The sequence below is a fragment of the Streptomyces sp. ALI-76-A genome, assembly GCF_030287445.1.
In the GTDB taxonomy this organism is placed as follows: Bacteria; Actinomycetota; Actinomycetes; order Streptomycetales; family Streptomycetaceae; genus Streptomyces.
Genome location: NZ_JASVWB010000002.1, coordinates 6820354 through 6844594, shown reverse-complemented (window position 1 = coordinate 6844594; position 24241 = coordinate 6820354). Strand labels below are relative to the sequence as shown.

The window sequence follows — 24241 nt, the reverse complement described above, 5'->3', positions numbered from 1 at the left end:
CCGTGCGTGCGGTCCGGATCGTGTGGCGCGTCACGCGTCTGAACTTCTGTGCACAGCTGGAGTACCGCACCGAGTTCCTGCTGATGATCGCGATCGGCGCGATCTGGCAGGTGTCGGTGATCGTGTTCGCGACGGTCCTGCTGTCCCGGTTCACCGGCATGGGCGGCTGGGACAGCTCCGAGGTGCTGCTGATCCCGGCGACGCGGATGCTCGCGCACGGGCTGTTCGTGCTGGTGCTGGGGCGTGTGCACTTCATCGGCCGGCAGATCCAGGAAGGCCGGATCGACGTCTACCTGGTGCGTCCCCTGCCGGTGCACCGGCAGGTCCAGCTCGCCTACTTCCCGACCAACGCGATCGGTGACCTGACCGTGGCGGCGGGCCTGATGGCGGGGGCGCTCAGCCGCAGCGACCTGGACTGGACGGCCGGCCGGGCCGCGTACCTGGTCGCCGCGGTCATCGGCGGCATGCTCCTGGAGGCGGCCCTGTTCACGGTGGTGGCCTCCGCCGCGCTGCGCTTCCCGGCCGCCGACTACTGGGGCAACTGGCTGGAGGAACTCCTCGGCACGTTCGGCAGCTACCCGCTCAACGTGCTGCCGAAGGCGGTGGGCGGTTTCCTGACGTACGGCCTTCCGCTCGCGTTCGTCGCGTACTTCCCGGCCGCCGTCCTCACCGGCCACGGCCACGACACCGGCGTCCCGTACTGGCTGGCGGCGCTGTCCCCGCTGGTGGGCGTGGCGGGGTACCTGGGCGCGCGGCTGCTGTGGCGGCGCAGCCTCGCGCACTACGCGGGGGTGAACGCGTGACGACCGAGGTCTCGGCCTCTTCCGGTTGATGGCGCCCGACGGTCGGCCCCGGGACCGTCCGGTCGGGCTGCTGGGCTGCTCGTCGGCGGCCGGAGGCGGTGGCAGGCCGGTGGCGGTGGCTGGTGACCGGTGGCGGTGGCAGGCCGCTGGCGGTGGCGCGCGTCAGATCGGGTGCCGGGGAGGCGGTTCCCCCCGGCCCGACCGCCGTATCGGCGTGAACAGCGCGGCGACGGCGATCAGTACGCAGCAGGCGCCGGCGACCAGGCCGACCGGAGCCGTGCCCCGGCGATCCGCGGCCCAGGTCAGGACGGCCGCGCCGATCGGGGCCGCGGAGTACTGGAGGGTCCAGAAGGCGGAGGTGACACGGCCGAGGAGGGGCTCGGGGGTCACCTCCTGGCGCAGGGACAGGGAGCAGGTGCCCGCCATGCCGACGCAGGCGAGGAAGGCCGCGCTCAGGGCAGCGACGACGGGGACGTCCCGGGCCCAGCCCAGGCCGGCGAACGCGAGCCCGCACACCGCGACCGCGCCGGTCCAGGTCGGACCGAAACCGAACCGGCGGCGCACCCGGGCCACCAGCAGGGCACCGGTGATCGTGCCGAGCGCGCCGACCGCCAGCACGGTGCCGACGGTGCCGTCGTCCTGGCCGAGGTCGTGCTTGAGGTGGTAGATGACCAGGTCGTTCAGGCCGAGGGTGAGGAAACTGAAGAGGAACAGCAGGGTGGTCAGCGACCGCAGCACGGGATGGCCGCGGACGAAGGCCATCCCGGTGCGCAGGTCCTGCCACAGGCCCGTCCGGCGTGCCGGGGCGGTGTCGTCCCCCGCGCGCCCGGTGAACCGGACGAGGACCAGGCAGGCCGCCGACACGCCGAAGCTGGCCGCGTCCACGCCCACCGCGGCGGCCGGGCCGGTCCAGGCGGCCACGATGCCCGCACCCAGCGGTCCGAGCACCCCCGCGGCGGCGGCGGTCGCGTTCAGCCGGCCGTTGGCCTCGGTGAGGTGGGTGGTGCCGACCAGGCCGCGGACGACGGTGACGTAGCCGACGGCGAACAGCATGCCGACGGCCTCGCACAGCGGCAGCACCACGTACAGGAGCCAGACCTGCGGTCCGAACAGCCACACCAGCGGGATCACGCCGTACAGCACCATGCGGACCAGATCGCAGGCGATGAGCAGCCGTCGGCGGTCGACGCGGTCCACCAGGGCCCCGGCGAACACGGCCGCCAGCACGGAGGCGGCCCCGCCGACGGCCGTCAGCAGGCCCATCCGGGCGAGGGAGCCGGTGGCCTGGAGGACCAGCAGGGGCAGGGCGATCAGGGCGAAGGAGTCGCCGAGGACGGAGAGGGTCTGGGCGGCCCAGAAGATCCCGAAGTTCCGCTGCCGCCACAACGGGCGCGGCGGGCCCGGTTTCCCGGGCTCCCCGGTTCCCTGGTGCGGCGGTCCGGCGTGCGGCCCGCCCGGTCCCTCCTCGCGCTGCGCCTCGTACGCCACCCGGCCCCCTTCCCGTGTCCCGGTCCCGGATACCCTACGACTCCCGTGCTGGGCAACGGAGTTGACGTGTCGGCGGCGGGTGGCGGGTGCGCGGCGGCACCGCCGGACGAGGACGGCCGGGCGGCGGAGCCCGCGCACAGGAGCGGTTGGGCAGGAGCGGCCCCCGGGGCGTGGCGGGGCCGGGCGGGTTCCGTCCGCGCCGCGGTCGTCCGGCCGCTACGGTGCTCCCGTGATGGTGGGCACCGAACACACCCGGCTGATCGTCCTGCGCGGCAACAGCGCCTCGGGCAAGTCGTCGATCGCGGCCGGTCTGCGCGAGCGTTTCGGCCGGGGTCTGGCCCTGGTCGGCCAGGACAACCTGCGCCGGGTCGTCCTGCGGGAACGCGACCGGCCCGGGGCGGCGAACATCGGCCTGATCGACACCGTCGCCCGGTACGCCCTGGACGCCGGCTACCACGTGGTGGTCGAGGGCATCCTGTACGCCGACCACTACGGCGAGATGCTCGCCCGCCTGCGCGCCGACCACCGCGGCCCGACCCACTCCTACTACCTGCACGTCCCGTTCGAGGAGACCCTCGCCCGGCACGCCACGAAGGCCGACCTGGCCCACGTCACCGAGGCGGACCTACGGTCCTGGTACCGGCCCCTGGACCTGCTGCCCGACCCCGTGGAGACGGTCCTCGACGCGGACCACACCCTCACCGGCGCGGTCGACCGCGTCATGAGCGACACGGGTCTGGCGGGCCTGCCGGCACTGGAGCACTGAGGACCGGCTGCCGGGCCCCGCCGGAAGAGGCACGTCCGGCGGAACAGGCCCACCCTGCCCGTACGCCGGATCGTCAGTGGTCCGCGCAGCACGGGGTCGGGGCCGGGACCTCGAAGGGGACGAGGGTGCCGCCGACGGCGGGCATGGCGGGCAGGACCAGTTCGCCCGCCTGCCACTGCGGGCGGACGTGGTCCCACGTCACCAGGCGGGTGCCGGGGTCCGGTTCGCCCGGCGCGCCCAGGACCGTCACCCGGTCGATCGCGGAGCGCGCGAGCACGTCCGCGACCGTCAGGGTGCCGGTGAGGGCGGCCACCCCCGGGTAGAGGACCGCGCGGCCCGCCGCGTCGGGGACGCCGGGCGACACCTCGTACCCCAGGGCCGTGAGCCGCTCCCGGGCGGTGTGCGGGAGCGGCTCGGACGGCGGGGTGAACGACAGCACGACCCGCGGCCGGTCCCCGCGCACCAGGTGCGTGCAGCCGAACACGTCCTCCGGGAGGGCGAGTTCCCCCGCGAGCGTGTGGAGCAGATGGTCGGCCACGCGCAGGTCGCCGATCCCGGCGTCCACGGTGAGGGCGTACGGCGTCATGAGGGCAGGACCCACACGGGGTTGGTGTAGAACCACAGGTCGCGCCACGGGTCGGCGTCGCCGACGACGTCGATGGCCGGGCCGGCCGGGTCGACGGCCGCGCCCCGCGCGCCGACGGCGGACCGGTTGCCGTCGCTGCCGCGCAGCCGGACGTACAACGGCCGGTCCACGCGGCCGAGTTCGTACGTGAGCCGGACCACGCCGGCCGGCTTGTCCACCTCGTACGTCCGGACGACCTTCGCCGTCGGCGCGGTGAACGTGTCCCGGTCGGAGACCGGGCCGGTGACATCGCCCTGGATGACGTCGACGCGGGCCGGCCTGGGCACGAAACCGGCCCAGTTGGGACCGTCGGCCAGTGCCACGTCGACGGTCAGCGTGACCTTCGTGCCCTTCTTGACATGCAGGGCGCCGCCGAGGGTGGCCCAGCGGCTGCCGCCGGACACGCGGACGTCGAGGCCGCCGAGCAGCTGCCCGTGGTCGACCCAGATGCGGCCGGCGCGGATGCCGTCCATGACGGCGGCGTAGGAGAAGCCGTCGGCGCCGACGTGCGTACGGCTGTACTGGCCGGGCCAGTAGTCGCCCTGCGTGATGTCGATCTGTCCGCCGTAGACCGGGTCCGGGTAGCGGCCGTCGGCGTTGAAGTCGCCGCCCGGGCCGCGGACCGCGGTGTCGGCGTACACCTGGTGGGAGTCGGAGTTGGCGGTGATCCACCAGGGCCTGCCCTCGGCGATCAGGCTGTCCCACAGGCCGCCGACGGTGGCGGTCATCCAGTCGAAGCCGCCCCAGGTGCGGTAGCTCTCCAGCGGGTAGCCGGGAAAGGAGTTGGCGCTGGGGTTGTTGTCGTAGATGCCGCGGGCACGGGCCATACCGAGGGGGGCCGGGAGGCCGGCGGCCTGGTGGCCGGGCGCGCCCTCGAAGCCGACGGCGATCTGGTGGCTCGCGGGCGTCGCGTCCCGCCAGGCGCGGATCTCGTGCGGCGAGTCGACACCGCGCCGCGCGGGGTGGTTGGCCAGCATCAGCGCGTCCTTGACCTTGCGGCGGCGCACCTGCTCGCCGAGGAAGGCCAGTCCCGCGACGGCCAGGGCCTCGTTGGCGGGCGTGGAGTCGGAGGCGCCCTTGACGCTGCCGTCGTAGTCGGTCTCGAACTGCTTGAGGACGGAGACCTCGTTCCTGCCGGGGTGGACGAAGACGGTCCCGTGCTCGGCGCCCGGGATGTTCCACTCCAGGCCCTGGAAGACGAGGGTGTCCTCGTGCGCCGAACGGGCCGCCCTGATGTCCGGATTGACCTTATCCACGCCGATCCTGGCGTGGGTGGCGCTGCCGTGGTCGGTGATGACCAGCCAGTCCATGCCGTGCTTGGCGCCCTGGCGGACCTGGTCGACGACACGGTACTTGCCGTCGCTGCTGTACTGCGTGTGGATGTGGTGGTCGCCGGCCAGCCACAGGAAGCCGTCGGTGCGGCGGCCGTTGGAGGCGGCGTGCGCCGGAGCGGTCGCCCCGGCCGCGCCGGAGAGCACCCCGCCCGCGGCCAGGCCCGCGCCGAGCAGGCCCGTGCGGCGGAGCAGGGAGCGGCGGGACTGCTGCTCGGGAGTCAGGGCGTCGTCGGGCACGGAGGTGTCGAAGGCGGCGGGCAGGGGCGTGGCCGCCTGCTGCCCGTGGCCGTGCTCGTGAGCGTGCGTGTGTCCGTGGTGGTGATGATGCCCGTGTCCCATGGTGTGCCGCCTCCTGGCTGCCGCTGCCTTCGCGGCACTTGCGCGCCGCGTGTGGAGGATCGAGGCGGAACATGAACCACGTACGACCTGCGGGTGAGCGGCGGCCGACCTGGGCACGGCGGATCGCCTCGTCGCTCACTGTTCCCCCAACGGTCCTTGCCCGTCACACTGTTCGGCGGTGAACCTGAGCAGCGTTCAGCTTCCGTCCCCGTCCCCGCTTCCTCCCACCGGAGAGACACCCCCATGAGAAGACTTCTCGGCGCCCTCACGGCCGCCGCGTTGGCCGTCACCGGCCTCGCCGCCACCGGCGCGACTCCCGCGGCGGCCGCCACCACCGGTTCGTTCAACGTGCTGACGTACAACGTCGCGGGGCTCCCGGAGGGCCTGAGTTCGGGCAGTCCGGCGACGAACACGCCGCTGATCGCCCCGCGGCTGGGTGCGTACGACATCGTGAACGTCCAGGAGGACTTCAACTACCACGCGGCGCTGTACGCGGGCGACGACCACCCGTACCGCACCGCGACGAGCGGCGGGGTGCCGTTCGGCGACGGCCTCAACACCCTCTCCGACGTGCCCTTCGAGGACTTCCAGCGGGTGAAGTGGAACGCCTGCACGGGCACCAACTGCCTGACGCCGAAGGGCTTCTCGCTGGCGCGGGCGCGGCTCGCGGAGGGCGTCTTCGTCGACCTCTACAACGTCCACACCAACGCGGACGCGACGGACGACGCGCTGGCGGCGCGCCGCGCCAACATCCAGCAGCTCTCCGACTTCATCCGGGCGAACTCGGCGGGCAACGCGGTGGTCGTCATGGGTGACACGAACACGCGGTACACGCGCACCGGCGACAACATCCGCACGCTGGCCGCGGAGAACGGGCTGACGGACGCCTGGGTGAAGCTGGCGAAGGGCGGCACGCCGCCGGCCGCCGGCGCGGATCCGCTGCTGTGCCCGGCGGCGCCCACCGACGACTGCGAGGTCGTCGACAAGATCCTCTACCGCGGCGGCAGGCTGCTGACCCTGGACGCCACGCGCTACCACAACGAGTGGGCGTCCTTCCTCGACTCCTCCGGCGCCCACCTGTCCGACCACTTCCCGCACACGGTCGACTTCTCCTACACCCTCGACTCCTCCCTGCGGGCGAGCGACTTCTTCGGCGGCCCGCACGGCACGGCGTTCAACGACGCGGACGACCTGCCCGCGGCCCCCTCCCCCCGCACGCTGACCCTGCGCGGCGCCTCCCGTCTGGACGGGGTCTCCCTCACGCTCGACGGCGGTACGGTCCTCTCCCACGGCGGCACGGGCGGCACCGCGGCGTCCCTGACCCTCGCCCCCGGCGAACACCTCACGTCGGTGAGGCTGACCCGGGGCCAGAAGGACGGCCGCACCCGGATCTTCTCGGCGGCGTTCACCACGGACAGGGGCCGCACCCTGTCCTCCGGTACGGCGTCCGCGGACACGAAGACCTTCACGGCCCCGGCCGGCCGGCAGATCGTCGGCTTCACAGGCCGGGGAGGCGACGAGATCGACAAGCTGGGCGTGCTGTACGCACCGATCGGCTGAGGTCCGGCCGGCCCGTCTGTGACGGGCCGGCTCCGCACTCCGGCGGCATCCGACCGCCTGCGTGCTCGTCTCCCTCTCGGCGGGACACCGGCCTGGGCCGCCGCGCCCCTGGTCATGACCGCGGTGGTCATCCACACGCTCGGCGAACTCCGGCACGCCGCCGCCGGGGCGAGGTCTCCGTCGCCCCGGCCCCGCCGCACGCCACCGGCCAATACCTGGGCGTCCTCGGCCTACGGGCCGGTCTGGCGCAGGCTCTGGGCCCGGGGCCGCTCATCGCGCTGTGCATCACGTGGGGCCGTCCCGGCTGGTACGTCGTGGGAGCGATGTTCGCACCGGCGGGCCCGGCCGCTCCCTGGGCCGTACGCCGGGCCCGACAGGCCCACGTCGAGCGGTCCTTGCCCGTACCGGACCGCTCGGCCACGCCGCACTGAGCACGCGGCCCGCGCCCCGCCTCCCTGACCCGTGCGCCCGCCGCCTCCACGGTCTAACCTAGACCCCCTAGGAAAACCCGATCCAGAGGTGCCCATGCCCCGAGCAGGTCTGACCCCCGACCGCATCACCGCGGCCGCCGCCGACCTCGCCGACGAGGCCGGCTTCGAACACGTCACCCTGTCCGCCCTGGCCCGGCACTTCGGCGTCAAGGACGCCAGCCTGTACGCGCACGTCAGGAACCTCCACGACCTGCGCACCCGCCTCGCGCTGCTCGCCGGAGCCGAGATGATCGACCGGATCGGCGCCGCGGTGGCGGGGCGCTCCGGGAAGGACGCGCTGGTCGCGTTCGCGGGCGCCTACCGGGAGTACGCCCTGCGGCACCCGGGCCGGTACGCCGCCACCGGGATCCGTGTCGACCAGGCCCTCGCCGCCGACTCCCCCGCCCTGCGCCGCACCGCCGAGATCACCTACGGCATGCTCCGCGCCTACGGCCTCGACGAGCCCGATCTCACGGACGCCGTACGGCTGTTGCGCGCCACCTTCCACGGCTACTGCGCCCTGGAGTCCACCGGCGGCTTCGGCCACCCCCGCGCCGTACAGGCCTCGTGGGACAAGGCGATCGACGCCCTGCACCTCGCGCTCACCCACTGGCCGCGTGAGGGGCGGAGCCATGACTGACGACGGAGTTCATCGGCGGACCGGCCCGACCGGCCCTCAGCCGACGGGGGAACCGGCGTTCTCCAGCGCCTCCTCCATGACCTCCCGGACCGCCTGGTCGCTCTGGTGGAGTCCGGCCGTGCGGGCGGCCTGACCCTCACTGTCCGTCAGGTACGCGCAGGCCACGGCCCGGGGCCCGGTGGGCACTTCCGGGGCATCGGCGGCGAACCGGACGCCGGCTTCCTTCGCGCAGCTCGGCATCGCCTCGGCGCTCGCGGTCCTGAGCGGCGCGCTGGACGTGGCGGCCGCTTCGTCCGGTCGGGGGCTGTCGGAGTCGCCGGAGCAGGCCGTGAGAGCGAGGAGTGCGGCCGTACCCACGGCCAGGGTGGTGCGATGACGCAGGGGGCCCCGATGCGGATGGACCCCGGGCGGATCCCCGGGAGCCGTCGTCCGGCCCGAAGGGCGTTGCGGGTAGGCCGAGTCGGCGGCGGGAGAAGGGACAGGGGCCGCCCCAGGTCCCGGGTCCCGGTGGGACGGACCTGGGGCGCCCCGGTTCCGGTCGGAGCGCCCCAGGCGTTCAGTCCACCCGCACCAGGCCCGGGGGCAGCAGGTGCAGGGCGACGAGTTCGTCGCGGACCAGGCCCGCGTAGACCGTGGCGCCGTGGGTGGAGGTGTGGGTGTTGTCCCGCTTCTCGTTGTAGAGGTACAGCGCCTTGGAGCCCTCGACGCCCAGGGACTCCACGACCGCCTTCGTCTTCGCCGTCAGGTCGATCAGCGGTACGCCCTCGGCGGCGGCGACCGAGCGGACCACCTCAGGATGGTTCACGCCGAGTCCGTTGACCAGAAGGGCGGTGCCGTTGTCCAGCGTGCCGTCGGCGTTGAACCAGCGGCGCACGATCGGGGTGACGAGGACCGGCTTCCCGCCCTTCTCCCGCGCGCCCGCCACCAGGGACTCCAGGTTCGCCCGGTAGGTCGCCTCGTCGGTCGTCTTGTCGTTGTGGGCGAGCTGGATCAGGACCAGGTCACCGCGGCGGAACTGCGGCTGAACGGTGGCCCACAGCTGCGGGTTCCCCAGGTACGTCACCGTACTCTCCCCGGAATCCGCGTAGTTGGCGACGGACAGGCCCTTGCGCAGGTACTGCGGCAGCTGCTGGCCCCAGCCGGCGTAGGGGTCGCCGGGCTGGTCGCAGACCGTGGAGTCGCCGACCAGGAAGATCTGGCGGGCCGTGGGGGTCCCCCCGCGCGAGCTCGTTCGAGCGTGAGGGAGGGCCGGGGTGACCCGGATGTCGGCGAGCGCCGGCGCCGGGCCGCCGAACGCGAGGTCGAGGCCGGCCGTGCCCGCGGGGCCCGTCGGTTCGCCCTCGGGAGTGCGGACGTTCACGGTGAAGCTGCGGACGACCCGTTCTCCGGCGGGTACCGGGGTCCCGGGGAGCAGCGCGCGCCGGGTCTCCCCGCTGACGCTCGTGTGCGAGGCGGCGTCACCGCCGAGGACGACCCGTACGTCGTACGTACCGGGCGGGACGTCGAAGTGGCAGGCGGTGGCGGTGCAGTGGTCGAGGCCCAGGGGGCGCTGACCGCCGCCCTGTGCCTGGACCGGTGCGGCGGTCAGGGCGGCGCTGAAAGTGAGCGCCGCCAGCAGGGCGAGGTCGAAACGTCTCATACGGCTCCTCCGGCAGTCCCTCGGCGGGGCGACAAGGCCTGGCGGCTGGACCGTACCGCTACTGGCAAGCGCTTTCTAGACCTGGGCAAATTTTCACAAGACTGCCAACTTCCGGGCTGCGAAAGCCCTTTCGCGAAATCGGTTCAACTGCCACCCTGACCGACACCGCGCCACACCTCCCCCCACACCTCCCCAAGGAGGCACCCCCACATGTCCGGATCCGTGCACAGACCGGTTCGCCGCCGCGCCTTCGTCCTCGGCACCGCGGCCGCCGCCGGTTCGGCCGCCCTGGCCGGCCCGCTCGCCCCGAGCGCGTCCGCCGCGGCCTTCGGCTACACCGACGACGGGTCGAACTACGTCGTCGACACCGGCGCCGACCTCGTCTTCAAGGTCAGCAAGTCCAACGGCGACCTGACCTCGCTGGTGTACCGCGGCGTGGAGTACCAGGGCTACGGCGGCATGAACTCGCACATCGAGTCCGGCCTCGGCACCTCCACGGTCGGCATCAGGCAGTCCGGGTCGACGATCCTGGTCTCCGTCGCCTACGGCACCCTCAGGCACTACTACGCGGCCCGCAGCGGCGAGAACAACGTCTACCTGTGGACCCACAAGGCCGACACGTCCGTCTCCGCCACCCGCTACATCCTGCGCGTCAGGAAGGGTCTCTTCCTCAACGACGAGCCGGACTCCTACACGTACACGAACAGCACCATCGAGGCCTCGGACGTGTTCGCGAAGTCCGACGGCCAGACCCGCTCGAAGCACTACTCGAAACTGCGGGTGATGGACTACGACCACGTCGGCTGGTCCGGCGGCGGCGTCGGCCTGTGGATGGTGCGCAGCAACCACGAAAAGGCCTCCGGTGGCCCGTTCTACCGGTCGCTGCTGCGCCACCAGAGCGCGGACGGCGGCGGTCTGTACGAGATCCTGTACTACGGCCAGAACCAGACCGAGGCCCAGCGTTTCGGCCTCCAGGGCCCGTACGTCATCGCGTTCACGAACGGCGGCGCCCCCTCCTCGTCGCTGTTCCCGGGCACGCTGACGACCTCGTGGGCGGACTCGCTCGGCCTGTCCGGGTACGTCGGGGCGAGCGGCCGGGGCCGGGTGGCGGGTGTGGGCATCACGGGCCGTGACACGGCCCACCCGTACACCGTCGGGATCGCCAACGCGGCGGCGCAGTACTGGGGTCCGGCGCGGGCGTCCGACGGTTACTTCGCCATCGGCGGGGTGCTGCCGGGGACGTACACGCTGACCGTCCACAAGGGCGAACTCGCCGTGTACAGCACGCAGGTGACCGTCTTCGCGGGCGGGACGACCACCCTCAACTCGATCGCGGTCCCGTCCTCGAACGACCCGGGCAACGCGAGCGCGATCTGGCGGATCGGCGACTGGAACGGCACCCCGGCCGGCTTCAAGAACGCCGACCTGATGACGTACGCGCATCCCTCGGACGTCCGGGCCGCCTCCTGGACCGGCAACGTGGTGATCGGCGGCGGCAACGAGACGTCCGCCTTCCCGTGCTACCTCTGGAAGGACGTCAACAGCGGTCTGCTCGTGTACTTCAAGCTGACCGCGGCGCAGGCCGCCGCCGCGCACACCCTGCGCATCGGCGTGACGACGGCCTACGCCAACGGCCGCCCGCAGGTCACCGTCAACGACGCCTGGACGTCGGCCGTCCCGTCCCCGCCCACCCAGCCGAACACCCGGTCGCTGACCAACGGGTCCTACCGGGGGAACAACCACACGTTCACCTACAGCGTCCCGGCGAGCGCCTGGCTCACGGACACCAGCCGGTACAACGTGCTGAGGATCGACGTGGTGAGCGGTTCGGGGGCGGCCGGCTTCCTCAGCGCCGGGACGGCGATCGACGCGATCGACCTGCTGCCCTGAGCCGGGCGGACGTCATGTTCCGCGCGTCCACTGCTGGTTGGTGCCGCCGTTGCACGTGTACGTGATGACGGCCGCGCCGTTGGCGGTGGACGCGCCGTTCACGTCCAGGCACTCCCCGCTCGCGCGGGACCTGACGGTCACGTAGGAGCCGGTGGCCGTCAGCGACCACTGCTGGGCGGTGACGGAGGCATCGCAGTTCTCCTGGGTGACGGTGTTGGCGTTCTCCCGCACGCACAGGGAGCTGTTGCGGACCATCAGCTGGTAGTAGCCGCCGCCGGCGGACTTGAACCAGAACTTCTGGTTGGCGCCGCCGTTGCAGTCGTACTGCTTGAGCTGGGCGCCCGGCCACAGGGACTGGCTGGTCACGTCGGCGCACTTGGCGGAGTTGCGGGCGATCAGCGTGTTGTAGGTGGCGCTGGTGCCGCTGATCGTGCCGGCGGCCGTGTCGACGGTGACCTCCGGGGACCAGGACATGGACATCGAGGTGGAGCTCGGGAAGGTCAGCGGCAGCCACACGTACCGCGAGTCGTTGACCGTGCCGCCGAAGGCGTTGCCCCAGCGGTCGCCCAGGTAGAGGTACGAGGTGCCCGAACTGCCCTGCACCGGAAGGACGAACGCGGTCTGCGAGCCGTACGTCGTCGAGTCGCCGACGTTGGTCATCGCCGACCAGGGGCCGGCCGGGGAGGTCGCGGTCGCGTACTGCTGCTGGTTGGGGTTCCAGCCCGTCGCGCCCGAGGTGAGCATGAAGTAGACGTTGCCCCGCTTGAACAGCGCCGGGGCCTCGCGGTGTCCGCCGTGCCAGGGGTCGGCGACCAGGCTCGCGATGCCGGTGTAGTCGGCGGTGAGCCGGTAGATGTGCAGGTCGTAGTTCTCGCGGGCGGCGGAGATCATGTAGCCGGCGCCGTCGGTGTCGACGAACACCGTGATGTCACGGGACATGTGCTGGCCGAGCGGACGGAAGCTGCCCCGCCAGGTGTAGTTGCCGTCCACGGTGTCGGAGACGGCGACGGCGGCGCGGGCCTCGCTGTAGTCGGTGCCGTTCTCCTTGTGCATCCACATCACATACTTGCCCGTGGACGCGTTGTACATGACCTTGGGCCGCTCGATGTTGGCGGTGGCCAGCTCGGGGTCGGTCGCCTCGGTCAGGACGTGGTTGCGGAACTCCCAGTTCTTCAGGTCGGTGGAGCGGTAGGCGTCCACGTACCGGAAGGTGTTGTCGGCGTTGCGGTTCTCACCGAACCAGTAGTAGTAGGAGCCGACCTTGAGGACCCCGCCGCCGTGGGCGTGCACCGGGTTGCCCGAGGTGTCCGTGAACTGCGTTCCGTTGGTGATCGTCTGGGGTGCGGCCTGGGCCGGTCCCGCGGTGGCGAGGGTGCCGAGCAGCGCCAGGCAGAGAGCGAGCAGAGCGGCGTACGCACGTCTCATGTCACACACTCTCCTTGACCGGGTCGACGGAGGCGGCCGTCACCGTGTCGGCGACGGGGACGCCGAAGTCGGGGGTGCCGTCCGGCTTCCAGCCCAGCTTCTGGACGCGGGTGTGGCGGTTGGGGTCGTGCAGCGGGTCCCCGGCGATCTCCTTGTACTGGCGTGCGTGGTAGACGAGGACGTCGCTGCGACCGTCCTCGGCGACCGTGAAGCAGTTGTGGCCAGGGCCGTACTGCCGGGTGGTGTCATTGCTGGTGAAGACCGGCGTGGGTGACTTCGACCAGTTCGCGGGGTCCATCAGGTCGCTGCCCGCGTCGGCGGTCAGCAGGCCCATGCAGTAGTGGTGGTCGGTGGCGCTGGCGGAGTAGGTCATGAACAGGCGGCCGTTGCGGGCGATGACCGACGGGCCCTCGTTGACCTTGAAGCCGATGGTCTCCCAGTCGTACTCAGGCGTGGAGAGCCTGACTTGAGGGCCCGTCAGGGTCCACGGATTCGCCATCTTCGACAGCCACAGGGCGGTGTTGTTGCCCATTCCGGGCTCGTGCTGGGCCCAGGCCAGGTAGCGGCAGCCGCGGTGGGTGAAGGTGGTGGCGTCGAGGGAGAAGGTCTCCCAGGCGGTCTTGAGCTGGCCGCGCTCGACCCAGGTGCCCTTGAAGGGGTCTCGGCTCGCGTTCTCCAGGACCCAGATGCGGATGTCCCACACGCTCTCGGCGGGCGCGGCGGCGAAGTAGATGTACCACTTGCCGCCGATGCGGTGGATCTCCGGCGCCCAGATGTGCGCGCCCATGTCGCCGGTCGCGTGCTTGGTCCAGATCACGGACTCGGGGGCGGCCGTGAGGCCGTTCAGGGTGCGGGAGCGGCGCAGGATGATCCGGTCGTACTCGGGGGCGGTGGCCGTGAAGTAGTAGAACCCGTCGGCGTGCCGATGGATGTGGGGGTCGGCGCGGTTGCGGACGAGCGGGTTCACGTACGGGGCCGCCTCGGGGGCCGGGGCGGCGTGGGCGAGACCCGGGGTGACCGCCGCCAGGGCGCCTGCGGCCAGGGCGCCTTTCAGCATCAGTCTGCGGCTGGGGGCCTCGTCGGGCAGTGGGGGCAGGTCGTGGTCGCGGCTCATGCGGACGGCCTCTCGCGGGGGGAACGAGACGAGCGAAGCGTTCGGGATGTCGAACCTGATCTGTTATTACGAACGCCGAAAAGGTAAGTGCGTGTTACGTGTAGGTCAACGGGTCCGACGAGACAAAGAAAGAGCGCTGTTTTTCTGTTATCGCCGAACGCGCCGGCCCGTCTCCGCTGACGTGCGCAGCCATACCCATACGACAGCAGCGGCCGCCGGCGCCCTCGCGGCGGTCGCCGCCCTCCTCCTCCCCGCCGCTCCGGCGTCCGCCGCCGGCGCCCGGGACGTCACCGCCGACGTGCTGGCGGACCGTGACGTGACCCTCACCGGCGACACGGTCGTGACCGTGCCGTCCGGGACGACGACGTACCACGGCGTGTTCCGCGGCGCGGGCACGCTCACCGTGCGCGGCACCGGGACCCTGGTCCTGACCAGGGACAGCGACATCACTCTGCCGAAGTCCCGGCAACGGCAGAAGGTGGCCATACCGGGCGGCAACCACCCGTACGTCACCGTCGCGAACCCGGATCCGCCCGCGATCACGGTCGCGCGGGGGGCCACCCTTCAGTACGGCGACGGCGGCACGACCGGACTGATCGGCCACTTCCCGTACGGCACCCCGGCGTTCCGGCTCAACCAGGACAACATCCGGGTCGACGGCACCCTGCGCCTGTCCCTGAAGAGCGCCTACAACCTGGGCACCGTCAGCGGCTCCGGGCTGATCACCCAGCCGAGGTTCCTCTGGGGCACCTGGGACCTGTCGGGCGCCCACTCCTTCTCCGGCGTGATCGACAACGGCACGCAGGTGAACGCCGGACGGCCCGAGTACGCGACGTCGCTGCCGCGGGTGCGCAAGGTCCTCAACCAGGGCACCTGGACCGTGGACACCCCGCTGGGGCAGACCGTCACCATGGGCATGGACTTCTACCAGCGGGAGTACGGCAGCGACATCAACGTCCAGTCACGGCCGGGCAGCAAGGTCGTCCTCACCGGCCAGTACAGCTGGTCGGACCAGGGCGGCGACACCGCTCCCTCGCTCAGCGACCCCGCCCTGAACTGGACACCCGCACGGAAGAACGTCAACAAGCGCGGCACCAACATCAAGGGCGCCGACGTCCACTGGGGCGACGGCACCACGGACGAGATCTTCATGCCGGGCACCGCCGAGACCGTCTACATCAACCTGCTGGCCGCGCGCTCCCGCTCGAAGCTCACCTTCGACTACGACGGCCCGGTCACCCTCGGCGCCCCCATCGGCGGCGGCCGGTTCCACGACACGCTGGCCGCGCCCGGCGCCGGGGACATCGTGATCGCGGGAACGCGCGGCAACGACGTGACCTTCGCGGCCAGGCAGTACTACGACGGCTCCACGACCGTCGAGAAGGGGGCGGTGCTGCGGCTGGGCTCGGCGCGCGGGGACGGTTCCCTGCTGACGGGCGGCGCGCGCCGCCGGGTACTCAACGACGGAACGCTCGTCGTGGGCAACGCCAGGACCGCCGTCTCGCTGGCGTACGTGAGCGGCGGCGGGGCGTTCGTGCAGTCCGGCGCGGCCACCACCACGCTGACCGGGAGCGCGGTGACGTACACCGGAACGACGACCGTGAAGAAGGGCACGCTCGCCCTGCGCGGCGGGGCGACCCTCACACGCAGCCGGGCGATCCGGCTCACCTCGTCCGGGGCACGGCTCGACGCCGGGGCGGCGGGCCTGCGGGTGGCGACCACACTCACCGGCACGGGCACGGTGAAGGGGGCGGTGACCAACGAGGGGGTCGTCGCCGGCGGGGTCACCGTCCTTGGCGACTACACGCAGCGTGCCGAGGGCCGACTGGTGCTGCGGGACAAGCCGTTGAAGGTGACGGGGGCGGTGCGGCTGGGCGGGGAGCTGGATCTGTCGGCCGCCGGGACGGATCCCGGCCGCGCGATCACCGTGCTCGACCACACGGGGCGTTCGAAGGTCGGCGGTGCGTTCTCCGGCCTGAAGGAAGGGGCGAGGCTCGAGCTGGCCGACACGACGTACCGGATCAGCTACCGGGGCGGTGACGGCAACGACGTCGTCCTGAGCGCCGTCACCGCGAGCCCGTCACCGTCCGAGTCCGCTCACGGCACGGCGTCCTCCGGGGCCGTGGCGGCCGACACCCGCACCCGCACCGCGACCACCGCGGGCGGCGGACTCGGCTGGTGGCCCTACGTCCTGGCCTTCGGGCTGCTCTTCGGCCTCGCCGTACCGGCCGCGCTGCGCGGGCGGCCCGGCCGACGCAAGGGCGGCCGGCACGCCGCACAGGGCTGAGGCGGCCCGGGGCGCCGGTGATCGCCGGACACGGGGCTACGGGCGGCCACCGGCCTCCACCTGCCCGCGAGGGCGACAGCACCCGGCGCCCCGGCCTCGGCCGCGGGGCGATGAGCGGGCCCCCGCCCGCACCGCCACGGTCCACCGCGCGTCAGCGCCCGCTCGGCGCCTGGGCGAACCCCAGGCGGGGCGCCAGCGTCCGCGCCTCGGCGGCCCACTCCGCGAGGAAAGCCAGCGTCGATCCCCTTTCCCGGTAACGGAGTTCCGGGGAGACGGGGCGTCCGCCGCCGTAGTCGAGCTGGGCCTCGCCCGCCCGGGCCAGCATCAGGCCGGTGATCCAGTCGTACTTGACGGCCGAGGCGCACACCGCGAGCCGGACGAGACGCTCGTCGCCCTTCCAGCCGCTCTCCCGCAGGCCGTGCAGGTAGGCGTCGTAGGCCGCCGTCGCGTACCCGGGCAGGCGGGCGGCCGGGACGAACAGGTCGAAGACGGAGTCGGGGAGGTAGTTGCCGAGGTCCTCGCCGAGGGCACCGTCACCGGCGAAGGCCCAGTCGAGCAGGACGGTGTCCGGACCGTCGGCCCGGACGTTGGCGGGCCACATGTCGAGGTGGCTGAAGGCACGCGGCAGTGACTCCATGATCCGGAGGAACCACTCGCGGTCGTGGTGGAGCCGGACCATGTCCTGGCGCAGCCCGGCCGGGAAGTGGTCCCGGACCAGGGGATGCCGCCAGGCCTCGTCGTCGTCCAGGAGTTCGCGGCCTGGGGTCATGCCGTCGGTGTACTCGCGCAGGAACCGGCGGGACAGCCACGGCCGGTCCGCCGTCTCGCCGACCGCGCCCTGGGCGGCGCCGAGACGACGGGCGTGCTCGACGTGCCGGTCCAGCGTCCAGCGGGTGCCCGGCTCACCCGGCACACGTTCCAGCCACAGCGCCACATCGCCGTCGGGCCGTTCGACGCGGGCCAGCAGCCGGGGCGCGCGGATGCCGTGCGGCTGCCAGACCCGGGCGAGTCCCGACACGTAGACGTCGGCCTCACGCCGCCAGTAGTTCCAGTGCCGGGGGTCGTCCGAGGCCGCCCAGTGCCCGGTGGCGCCCTTCCTGCGGGTGAGCACCTTCAGGACGGCCGAGCGCTCCCCGGCGGTGACGGCCCAGACTCCGGCGGTGACCCCGTTGTGGGGGTTGTGGGTCACGGGCGTGAGGACGGCCGGCCCGGTGAACGGGCCGAGCACCTCCCGGGCTTCCGCGGACACACCTGCCCCGGCGGCGTCGGCGTCGTGGGCGGCGGCAGCGGTGACTTCGTCGGGCATGACGCAAGGCTAGGCCGGTTGCCCGGCCGCGTCCTCGGTCGTCTCCCGGCGTCCGCGTAGCCACACGTACACCGGTATGCCCGCGAAGAGGAACAACGTGCCCTGGTAGACGGCCGCGTAACCGGCGCCCGCGATCAGCCAGAAGGAGAACGCGAAGGAGAGGGCGGCGACGATCAGGTCCCGGACCAGGCCGGCCGGGCGGACCCGCTCGCGGGTGCCCCTGGCCAGCCAGTACAACTGGGCGGCGGCCGACAGGAGGTACGGCACGCAGCCGGTGAACGTGGTGATCAGGACGAGGATCCGGAACGTGGTGTCCGGGCCCGCCGTGTAGTTGAGGGCGATGAGCAGCGTGCCGAGGACCGCGCAGGCCCACACGCCGAAGCCGGGAACCCCGCCCTTGCCGGTCTTCGCGAAGGGCGCCGGGAAGAGACCGTCGCGGGCGGCGGCGTACGGCATCTGCGCGGCGAGCAGGATCCAGCCGTTGAGGCAGCCGGTGATCGAGGCGACGGCGACCAGCGCGATGGCGGTGCCGCCCCAGGTGCCGCCGGTCATGGCGTTGACGGCGTCGGCGAACGGGGCACCGGAGTCGACGAGCTGGTCGTGCGGGACCAGGCCGAAGACGGCGACGATGCCGAGGATGTACACGAGGGCGGAGCCCAGGGTCCCCAGAACGCTCGCGCGGCCGACCGTGCGCTCCGGGTCACGGACCTCGCCCGCGCTGACGGCGGCCGACTCGACGCCGAGGAAGCTGTAGAGGAGCAGCGCGGCGGAGGCGGCCAGCGCGCCGGGCACGCTCTGCCCGGAGGCGTTGAACGGGCCGAAGTTGTCGGTGTCGACGAAGAACAGACCGACGGTGGCGACCAGCAGCAGCGGCACGAACTTGAGCACGGTGGAGACGACCTGGACCGTGCCGACCCAGCGGGTGCCGGCGAAGTTCGCGGCGGCAGGCAGCCACAGCGCGGCCAGCGCGACCAGCGCTTCGAGGGTGTGGTTGCCGTGCAGGGGTATCAGGACGTCGACGTAGCCGACGACCGCCACGGCGAGGGCGGCGATGCTGACCCAGCACATCGTCCAGTACGACCATGCCGACAGGAAGCCCGCGAAGGGGCCGAAGGCGTCGCGCGGGTACACGTACAGCCCGCCGGTGACCGGGCTGCGCCGGGCCAGTCTGCCGAAGAGCAGCGCGAGCAGCACCGCGCCGGCCGACAGGACCACGAAGGCGAGCAGGCTGACCCCGCCGTACGGGGCGACGGTGGCGGGCAGCACGAAGATGCCGCCGCCGATGATGTTGCCCATGACGAGGGCGGTGGCGGCGGCCGGGCCGAACGTGCGGCGGCGCGGCCCCGGCCGCGCCTCGGGGTCGGCGGCCTCGGTGGGGCTGGGGGCGGTCATGGCGGTTCCCGGGGAGAGGGGGCGGGGAGGGAGGGCGTGATCGTAACGCGGCATTCCACATGCTGGGCGACCTGTTCACGTGATGGACATGGACGCTGGTCCTCCGGTCCCGTCGACTAGCGTCGTGACATGACCAGCGACACGCCTTCCTCTCTCTCCGCTCCCTCCCTCTCCGCGGCCCTCGCCGCCGGGACCGTCGTCCTCGACGGCGGCCTGTCCAACCAACTGGAGTCCGCCGGGCACGACCTGAGCGACGAGCTGTGGTCGGCGCGGCTGCTCGCGGAGCGGCCCGAGGCACTCACCGAGGCGCACCTCGGGTACTTCCTGGCGGGCGCGGACGTGGCGATCACCTCCAGTTACCAGGCGACCTTCGAGGGGTTCGCGGGTCGCGGGATCGCGCGCGAACGGGCCGCCGAACTCATGGGTCTGAGCGTCGAGCTGGCGCGCGAGGCGGCTCGGCAGGCGCAGGCGCAGGGTGTCACCCGGCCGCTGTGGGTGGCGGCCTCGGCCGGCCCGTACGGCGCGATGCTCGCGGACGGCTCCGAGTACCGGGGCCGGTACGGGCTGAGCGTGGCCGCGCTGGAGGCCTTCCACCGGCCCCGGCTGGAGGTGCTGGCCGCCGCCGGCCCGGACGTGCTGGCACTGGAGACGGTGCCCGACGCGGACGAGGCCGAGGCGCTGCTGCGGGCGGTGCGCGGGCTCGGGGTACCGGCCTGGCTGTCGTACTCCGTCGCGGGCGACCGCACCCGCGCCGGGCAGCCGCTGGAGGAGGCGTTCGCCCTGGCCGCGGACGCGGACGAGGTGATCGCGGTCGGCATGAACTGCTGTGTCCCCGGGGACGTGGACGGCGCGGTCGAGACCGCCGCCCGGGTCACCGGCAAGCCGGTCGTGGTCTACCCCAACAGCGGCGAGACCTGGGACGCCGAGGCCCGCGCCTGGACCGGCCGCTCCAGCTTCGCCCCCGAGGAGGTGCGCGGCTGGCGGGAGTCCGGCGCCCGGCTCATCGGCGGCTGCTGCCGGGTGGGCCCGCAGGCCGTCACGTCGATCGCGGCGGCGGTGAGGTCCGCATAGGCCCGCGCCTTCCCGCGAGGGCGGCGAGGACCGCGTGAGCCCGGACCCTCCCCACGGGGAGCTGACCCGCGTGAGCCCGGACCTTCGTCGCGGATACGGTGACCCGCATGCCCGGGCCTTCGTCGCGGGTGCGGTGACCCGCGTGAGCCCGGACCTTCGTCGCGGATACGGTGACCCGCATGCCCGGGCCTTCGTCGCGGGTGCGGTGATGCCCACGTGAGCCGGGAGCTTCGTCACTCATGCGGTGTGACCCACGTGAGCCCGGGCCACCCCCGCGGACGCGGTGAAACCCGCCCGAGCCGAAAGCACCACCACCGACACGGTGCGACCCACCTGAACCCGGGCCCCTCCCCGAAGCGGTGAAACCCGCCTGCGCCGGGCCACCCTCGCGGACGCACCGGACCTGGTGAGCCCGGTCATCCGCGCGGATGCGGTGGGGCCCGCGCAGGCCCTGCGCTCACCCCGATCCGGCCCCGCCGGTTCAGGAGCGGCGGACCGACCCAGGTAGCCGCAGCCGCCGTACCACCGACCGCAACTCCGCACCGCGGCCCGCCGTGCCGCGCGGGGTCGTACCGCGGGCCAGGGCGAGCCGTGCCGGGACCGCCCGGGCCAGTGTCCCGCGCGCGGGCGCGGGGCCCTCTTCGGGCCGCTGTGCCGCCGCGGCGGCCCGCGCGGCCGCGTCCGCCGTCCACACCGCGAACTCGCGGTCGCGCGGCCCGTACGCCGTGTGCGGCTCGCCGTCGCCGAAGACCCGTACCGGATGGGACGCGTCCCAGCGCTGCCAGCCGGGGTCGCCGTCGGTGGCGAAGCGCACCCACGCCGTGTGCAGGGCGTCGGCGAGGTCCTGCGGGGCGCCCGGGCCGGCGAGCCTGGCGGACTCGGGGGCCTTGCCGGTGTCGAACACGAAGCCCAGCTCCAGGCCGTGGCAGGCACCGAGGCCGGGCAGCAGGGAGGGCCAGGCGAACTCGTAGACGTAGGAGTGGTCCGGGCGGGCGTCGGCGAGGCGGTGCAGCGGGCGGCGCAGCAGGTGGTCGGTGACCATCTGGCCGACGATCTCGGCGGTCCCGGCGTCCGGGTGCAGGGCGCGGTAGCCGCGGGGCACCTCGGGGCCGCAGTGGCAGCGGGCCATCGCGCCGGCCAGCGCGACCGCGCCGAGCCGGTCGACGCGCTCCAGGAGTCCGCCGGGCACCAGCCACAGCCGGTACTCGTCGCGGGTCCAACCGGTCATCAGGTCGACGCCCCGCGCCACGTCACCCTCGACAAGGGCTTCCAGGGGGTCGCGCGGCACGAGGTCGCCGTCGACGACGATGCCGAAGGCGGGGCCGCCGAGCACGGGGCTGCTGAGCCTGCCCACCTCGGCCTGGGTGCGCAGCAGCAGCGCGCGGTCGACCTCGGCGAAGGCCGTGGCGGTGGCGGGGACCTTCAGCCGGGTCGCCATACGGCGCACCATCCGCCGTACCTTGTCGCGGTCGCTCACCTCGGGCGGCCCGCTCTGTAGCACGGCACGCCGGAACAGTCCCTGGGCCTGCGGGGCGGCCAGCAGGGCGCCGGCGCTGATCGCCCCGGCGGACTGGCCGGCCAGGGTCACCCGTCCGGGGTCGCCGCCGAAGGCCGTGACCGACTCGCGCACCCAGCTCAGGGCGGCCAGCTGGTCGCGCAGGCCCGCGTTGGCGGGGGCGTCCGGGAACAGTCCGTAACCCTCCACGCCGAGGCGGTAGTTCACCGAGACCAGGACGACGCCGTCGCGGGCGAAGGCGTGCCCGTCGTACACGGGCACGGCCGACGAACCGCGGGTCAGGGCGCCGCCGTGCAGCCACACCAGCACCGGGAGCCGCGCGCCGGGGCCCGGCTCCGGCGTCCACACGTTCAGATTGAGGCAGTCGTCGCCCGGCACGACCGGGTCGGACAGGTACTGCGCGAAGGCCTCCGAGTACGGCGGTTTCGGCGCCGTCGGCCCGAAGGCGCCCACGTCACGCACCCCGTCCCAGGGTTCGGGCGGCACCGGCGGCCGGAACCGGCGGGGTCCGAAGGGCGGGGCCGCGTAGGGGATGCCCCGGAACACCGCGACACCGTCCTCGAAGCGGCCGCGTACGGCCCCGTACGGCGTCCTGACCACCGGGTCGGTCCGGCCGTTCCGGTCCGGCCGGTCCGCCTGGTCCTCCTGGTCCGCTGCCGTCATGCGCCCACCAGCCTCCCGCGCCGCGTTCGTGCGCCGTGAACACCAGAGCACCACAGGCCGGCCCGGTATTCCGGCGCGGGAGCACGGCCGTTGAGCCATCCGGTGGACATCAGCGTGCCGGAGCCGAGCTGGTCGAGGCCCCCGCCGGTGGAGCGAGGCGCACCTCGGCCTCGACCCGGCCCGGGCGGAGTGCGAGGCGTGGGACGGCACGGGCAGCTGGGGCGGGGCGGCGGCCGTACCGTGCTCAGCCTGGTGGAGCGCGACGAGGGCACCACCCGGCAGGCGGCGGCGACCGACATCGACGTGGACGGGCCGCTCACCCTGGGAGAGCCGAGGCGCGGTTCCGGTACGTCCGCGACGGGGTGCGCGCGCCCGTGGGACCGCGTCGGGCCACGGCGAGCTCTCCGGCGCCGACCGGTCCCGGCCGGGGTCCACCGGGGCGATGTCCAGGTCCGGCACCCAGCCGCGAACCTCGTCGACGCCGTATGCACGGCCGACGTCACCGATGTCCGGCTCAGCTGCTGGTAGCCGTCACCTCGTTCGGGGGTTTCTAAAGTCCAGGCCCGCGAAGACCTGCGAAGTCCGGACCCTTCCCGACTTCGCCTGGCGAACCTAGGGTAGGAAGCGCTTACTGTTTCCGCGCTGGTCGAAACTTTTCATGGCCCTCGGGCGGGCCGGAGAGGTGGTTCCCGATGGTCCGCACGGGGAGTGCGAGCGTGGCGGCCGGGCCGACGCTGGCGGTCGTCGCCCGGGAGGCCGGCGTGTCCGTGCCGACCGCCTCCAAGGTGGTCAACGGCCGTGAGGACGTGGCCCCCGAGACCCGCCGCCGGGTCACGGAGGCCCTGGACCGGCTCGGTTACGTCCGCAGACCCCGCTTCGACGCGGCGAAGTCGTCCGGACTGGTCGACCTGGTCGTGCACGCGCTGGACAGTTCCTGGTCGGGGGCGGTGCTGCACGGTGTGGAGGAGGCGGCCCACGACGCGGGCCTGGAGGTGGTGGTGTCGGCCGGACTGACCCGCACCCGCAGCAGCAGCCCCGGGCGCGGCTGGCTCGACAAGCTCGTCGCGCGCGGCTCGTCGGGCGTGCTGTTCAACCTGGCCGAACTGACCGAGTCGCAGTACGCCTGGCTGGACCAGCACCGGATCCCGTACGTCCTGATCGACCCGGTGCTGGAGCCTCCGGCGGGCGTGGTGTCGGTGGGCGCGGCGAACTGGCAGGGCGGGGTGACGGCCACCGAGCACCTGCTGGCGCTGGGCCATGAGCGGATCGCGGTGATCGCGGGCCACCAGCGCAAGATGTGCGGCAGCGCACGGATCGCCGGCTACCGCTCGGCGCTCGCCTCCGCCGGTGTCCGCCACCGCCCCGAGTACGTCCGCCAGGCCGGCTTCGACGAGGGTCTCGCCCGCCGCCGGACGCTGGAACTCCTCGACCTGCCCGAACCGCCCACGGCCGTCTTCGCCTGCTCGGACCGGATGGCGCTGGGCGTCTACGAGGCCCTGGCGGAGCGGGGGTTGCGGGTGCCGGACGACATCAGCGTGGTCGGCTTCGACGACCTCCCCGAGGCCCGCTGGCTCACCCCCGCCCTCACCACGGTGCGTCAGCCCCTGTCGGAGATGGCGGCCACGGCCCTGCGGCTGCTCCTGCGGATCATGGACGGGGACCGCCCGGAGAGCACCCGTACCGAACTGTCCACGCGGTTGGTGGTGCGGGCGAGCACGGCGCGGGTGGGTGGAGCGGAGGCGGGTGGCTGAGAGGGCACGGGGGTGCGCGGGGCCTGCCCGTGACGGGGACGGCGGAGGCGGGGTGGAGCGGGCTACACCCCGGTTCGGGAGCGTGCTCCCTCGTGGTGGCGGGCGCACGACGGGATGGTCGACCTCGGAAGGTCCCCCGCTCCCAGCCGAAGGAAAGCCCCC

Annotated in this window: 19 protein-coding genes; 9 read left to right on the top strand and 10 right to left on the bottom strand. The window is 73.1% G+C overall.

Features of this window, described 5'->3' with window-relative positions; all coding sequences use genetic code 11:
• The first annotated feature begins 2 nt into the window (after positions 1 to 2).
• Entirely contained in the window at positions 3 to 803 is an 801-nt protein-coding gene (locus tag QQS16_RS31435) for an ABC transporter permease (RefSeq protein WP_286065432.1), read from the top strand.
• 162 nt (positions 804 to 965) lie between these two features.
• Here the strand turns inward: QQS16_RS31435 and QQS16_RS31430 are convergent, their stop codons facing one another.
• The gene (locus QQS16_RS31430; protein ID WP_286066516.1) at positions 966 to 2189 is read right to left on the bottom strand and encodes an MFS transporter; all 1224 of its coding nucleotides are present in this window, start codon (positions 2187 to 2189) and stop codon (positions 966 to 968) included.
• A 334-nt stretch (positions 2190 to 2523) separates the two neighbouring features.
• Between QQS16_RS31430 and QQS16_RS31425 the strand changes: the two genes are divergently transcribed.
• A complete protein-coding gene (locus QQS16_RS31425; RefSeq protein ID WP_286066515.1) occupies positions 2524 to 3057 on the top strand; it encodes an AAA family ATPase in 534 nt (177 codons plus the stop codon).
• Positions 3058 to 3130: 73 nt separating this feature from the next.
• Here QQS16_RS31425 and QQS16_RS31420 read toward each other — a convergent pair whose 3' ends face one another.
• Together QQS16_RS31420 and QQS16_RS31415 are read right to left on the bottom strand one after the other, a co-directional pair.
• Complete coding sequence (locus QQS16_RS31420; protein ID WP_286066514.1) at positions 3131 to 3643, bottom strand: hypothetical protein; 513 nt, start codon at positions 3641 to 3643, stop codon at positions 3131 to 3133.
• A complete protein-coding gene (locus QQS16_RS31415) occupies positions 3640 to 5355 on the bottom strand; it encodes a PHP domain-containing protein (RefSeq protein WP_286065431.1) in 1716 nt (571 codons plus the stop codon). Before QQS16_RS31415 ends, QQS16_RS31420 begins: the two co-directional genes overlap by 4 nt.
• Positions 5356 to 5598: 243 nt before the next feature.
• On the opposite strand from QQS16_RS31415, the gene QQS16_RS31410 reads away from it, so the two are divergent.
• Complete coding sequence (locus QQS16_RS31410; protein WP_286065430.1) at positions 5599 to 6915, top strand: jacalin-like lectin; 1317 nt, start codon at positions 5599 to 5601, stop codon at positions 6913 to 6915.
• Between the two features lie 525 nt (positions 6916 to 7440).
• Positions 7441 to 8025 carry a TetR/AcrR family transcriptional regulator gene (locus QQS16_RS31405; protein ID WP_286065429.1) on the top strand — a complete coding sequence of 195 codons (585 nt, stop codon included), beginning with the start codon at positions 7441 to 7443 and terminating at the stop codon, positions 8023 to 8025.
• A 36-nt stretch (positions 8026 to 8061) separates the two neighbouring features.
• Here the strand turns inward: QQS16_RS31405 and QQS16_RS31400 are convergent, their stop codons facing one another.
• Positions 8062 to 8382, bottom strand: coding sequence for a hypothetical protein (locus QQS16_RS31400; protein ID WP_286065428.1), 321 nt, complete (start codon positions 8380 to 8382; stop codon positions 8062 to 8064).
• Positions 8383 to 8581: 199 nt separating this feature from the next.
• Complete coding sequence (locus tag QQS16_RS31395) at positions 8582 to 9664, bottom strand: rhamnogalacturonan acetylesterase (RefSeq protein ID WP_286065427.1); 1083 nt, start codon at positions 9662 to 9664, stop codon at positions 8582 to 8584.
• A 210-nt stretch (positions 9665 to 9874) separates the two neighbouring features.
• Here QQS16_RS31395 and QQS16_RS31390 point away from each other — a divergent pair, with 210 nt between their 5' ends.
• A complete protein-coding gene (locus tag QQS16_RS31390; RefSeq protein WP_286065426.1) occupies positions 9875 to 11554 on the top strand; it encodes a rhamnogalacturonan lyase B N-terminal domain-containing protein in 1680 nt (559 codons plus the stop codon).
• A gap of 12 nt (positions 11555 to 11566) precedes the next feature.
• Here QQS16_RS31390 and QQS16_RS31385 read toward each other — a convergent pair whose 3' ends face one another.
• Both QQS16_RS31385 and QQS16_RS31380 read right to left on the bottom strand, forming a co-directional pair.
• Positions 11567 to 12979: an RICIN domain-containing protein gene (locus QQS16_RS31385; protein WP_286065425.1), complete on the bottom strand. Its 1413-nt coding sequence runs from the start codon at positions 12977 to 12979 to the stop codon at positions 11567 to 11569.
• Position 12980: 1 nt separating this feature from the next.
• Complete coding sequence (locus QQS16_RS31380; RefSeq protein WP_286065424.1) at positions 12981 to 14093, bottom strand: glycoside hydrolase family 43 protein; 1113 nt, start codon at positions 14091 to 14093, stop codon at positions 12981 to 12983.
• Positions 14094 to 14274: 181 nt separating this feature from the next.
• Here QQS16_RS31380 and QQS16_RS31375 point away from each other — a divergent pair, with 181 nt between their 5' ends.
• Positions 14275 to 16380, top strand: coding sequence for an autotransporter-associated beta strand repeat-containing protein (locus QQS16_RS31375; protein ID WP_286065423.1), 2106 nt, complete (start codon positions 14275 to 14277; stop codon positions 16378 to 16380).
• A 151-nt stretch (positions 16381 to 16531) separates the two neighbouring features.
• Here the strand turns inward: QQS16_RS31375 and QQS16_RS31370 are convergent, their stop codons facing one another.
• Together QQS16_RS31370 and QQS16_RS31365 are read right to left on the bottom strand one after the other, a co-directional pair.
• Positions 16532 to 17686: an aminoglycoside phosphotransferase family protein gene (locus QQS16_RS31370; protein ID WP_286065422.1), complete on the bottom strand. Its 1155-nt coding sequence runs from the start codon at positions 17684 to 17686 to the stop codon at positions 16532 to 16534.
• Between the two features lie 9 nt (positions 17687 to 17695).
• On the bottom strand, positions 17696 to 19078 hold the full coding sequence (locus QQS16_RS31365) for an APC family permease (protein WP_286065421.1): 1383 nt from the start codon (positions 19076 to 19078) through the stop codon (positions 17696 to 17698).
• A 129-nt stretch (positions 19079 to 19207) separates the two neighbouring features.
• Between QQS16_RS31365 and mmuM the strand changes: the two genes are divergently transcribed.
• The gene (mmuM, locus tag QQS16_RS31360; RefSeq protein WP_286065420.1) at positions 19208 to 20149 is read left to right on the top strand and encodes a homocysteine S-methyltransferase; all 942 of its coding nucleotides are present in this window, start codon (positions 19208 to 19210) and stop codon (positions 20147 to 20149) included.
• Between the two features lie 481 nt (positions 20150 to 20630).
• Here mmuM and QQS16_RS31355 read toward each other — a convergent pair whose 3' ends face one another.
• On the bottom strand, positions 20631 to 22328 hold the full coding sequence (locus QQS16_RS31355; protein ID WP_286065419.1) for a carboxylesterase/lipase family protein: 1698 nt from the start codon (positions 22326 to 22328) through the stop codon (positions 20631 to 20633).
• 198 nt (positions 22329 to 22526) lie between these two features.
• Here QQS16_RS31355 and QQS16_RS31350 point away from each other — a divergent pair, with 198 nt between their 5' ends.
• Together QQS16_RS31350 and QQS16_RS31345 are read left to right on the top strand one after the other, a co-directional pair.
• Positions 22527 to 22856 carry a hypothetical protein gene (locus QQS16_RS31350; protein WP_286065418.1) on the top strand — a complete coding sequence of 110 codons (330 nt, stop codon included), beginning with the start codon at positions 22527 to 22529 and terminating at the stop codon, positions 22854 to 22856.
• A 164-nt stretch (positions 22857 to 23020) separates the two neighbouring features.
• Positions 23021 to 24079, top strand: a complete 1059-nt coding sequence (locus tag QQS16_RS31345) for a LacI family DNA-binding transcriptional regulator (protein ID WP_286065417.1) — start codon at positions 23021 to 23023, stop codon at positions 24077 to 24079.
• The last annotated feature ends 162 nt before the right edge of the window (positions 24080 to 24241 follow it).

What these genes read in the sequence shown, in the direction of transcription:
- QQS16_RS31425 (WP_286066515.1), top strand. Translation starts at nt 2,524, where the DNA reads ATGGTGGGCACCGAACACACCCGGCTGATCGTCCTGCGCGGCAACAGC.
- QQS16_RS31420 (WP_286066514.1), bottom strand. Translation starts at nt 3,643, where the DNA reads ATGACGCCGTACGCCCTCACCGTGGACGCCGGGATCGGCGACCTGCGC.
- QQS16_RS31415 (WP_286065431.1), bottom strand. Translation starts at nt 5,355, where the DNA reads ATGGGACACGGGCATCATCACCACCACGGACACACGCACGCTCACGAG.
- QQS16_RS31410 (WP_286065430.1), top strand. Translation starts at nt 5,599, where the DNA reads ATGAGAAGACTTCTCGGCGCCCTCACGGCCGCCGCGTTGGCCGTCACC.
- QQS16_RS31405 (WP_286065429.1), top strand. Translation starts at nt 7,441, where the DNA reads ATGCCCCGAGCAGGTCTGACCCCCGACCGCATCACCGCGGCCGCCGCC.
- QQS16_RS31395 (WP_286065427.1), bottom strand. Translation starts at nt 9,664, where the DNA reads ATGAGACGTTTCGACCTCGCCCTGCTGGCGGCGCTCACTTTCAGCGCC.
- QQS16_RS31390 (WP_286065426.1), top strand. Translation starts at nt 9,875, where the DNA reads ATGTCCGGATCCGTGCACAGACCGGTTCGCCGCCGCGCCTTCGTCCTC.
- QQS16_RS31385 (WP_286065425.1), bottom strand. Translation starts at nt 12,979, where the DNA reads ATGAGACGTGCGTACGCCGCTCTGCTCGCTCTCTGCCTGGCGCTGCTC.
- QQS16_RS31380 (WP_286065424.1), bottom strand. Translation starts at nt 14,093, where the DNA reads ATGAGCCGCGACCACGACCTGCCCCCACTGCCCGACGAGGCCCCCAGC.
- QQS16_RS31370 (WP_286065422.1), bottom strand. Translation starts at nt 17,686, where the DNA reads ATGCCCGACGAAGTCACCGCTGCCGCCGCCCACGACGCCGACGCCGCC.
- QQS16_RS31365 (WP_286065421.1), bottom strand. Translation starts at nt 19,078, where the DNA reads ATGACCGCCCCCAGCCCCACCGAGGCCGCCGACCCCGAGGCGCGGCCG.
- mmuM (WP_286065420.1), top strand. Translation starts at nt 19,208, where the DNA reads ATGACCAGCGACACGCCTTCCTCTCTCTCCGCTCCCTCCCTCTCCGCG.
- QQS16_RS31355 (WP_286065419.1), bottom strand. Translation starts at nt 22,328, where the DNA reads ATGACGGCAGCGGACCAGGAGGACCAGGCGGACCGGCCGGACCGGAAC.
- QQS16_RS31345 (WP_286065417.1), top strand. Translation starts at nt 23,021, where the DNA reads ATGGTCCGCACGGGGAGTGCGAGCGTGGCGGCCGGGCCGACGCTGGCG.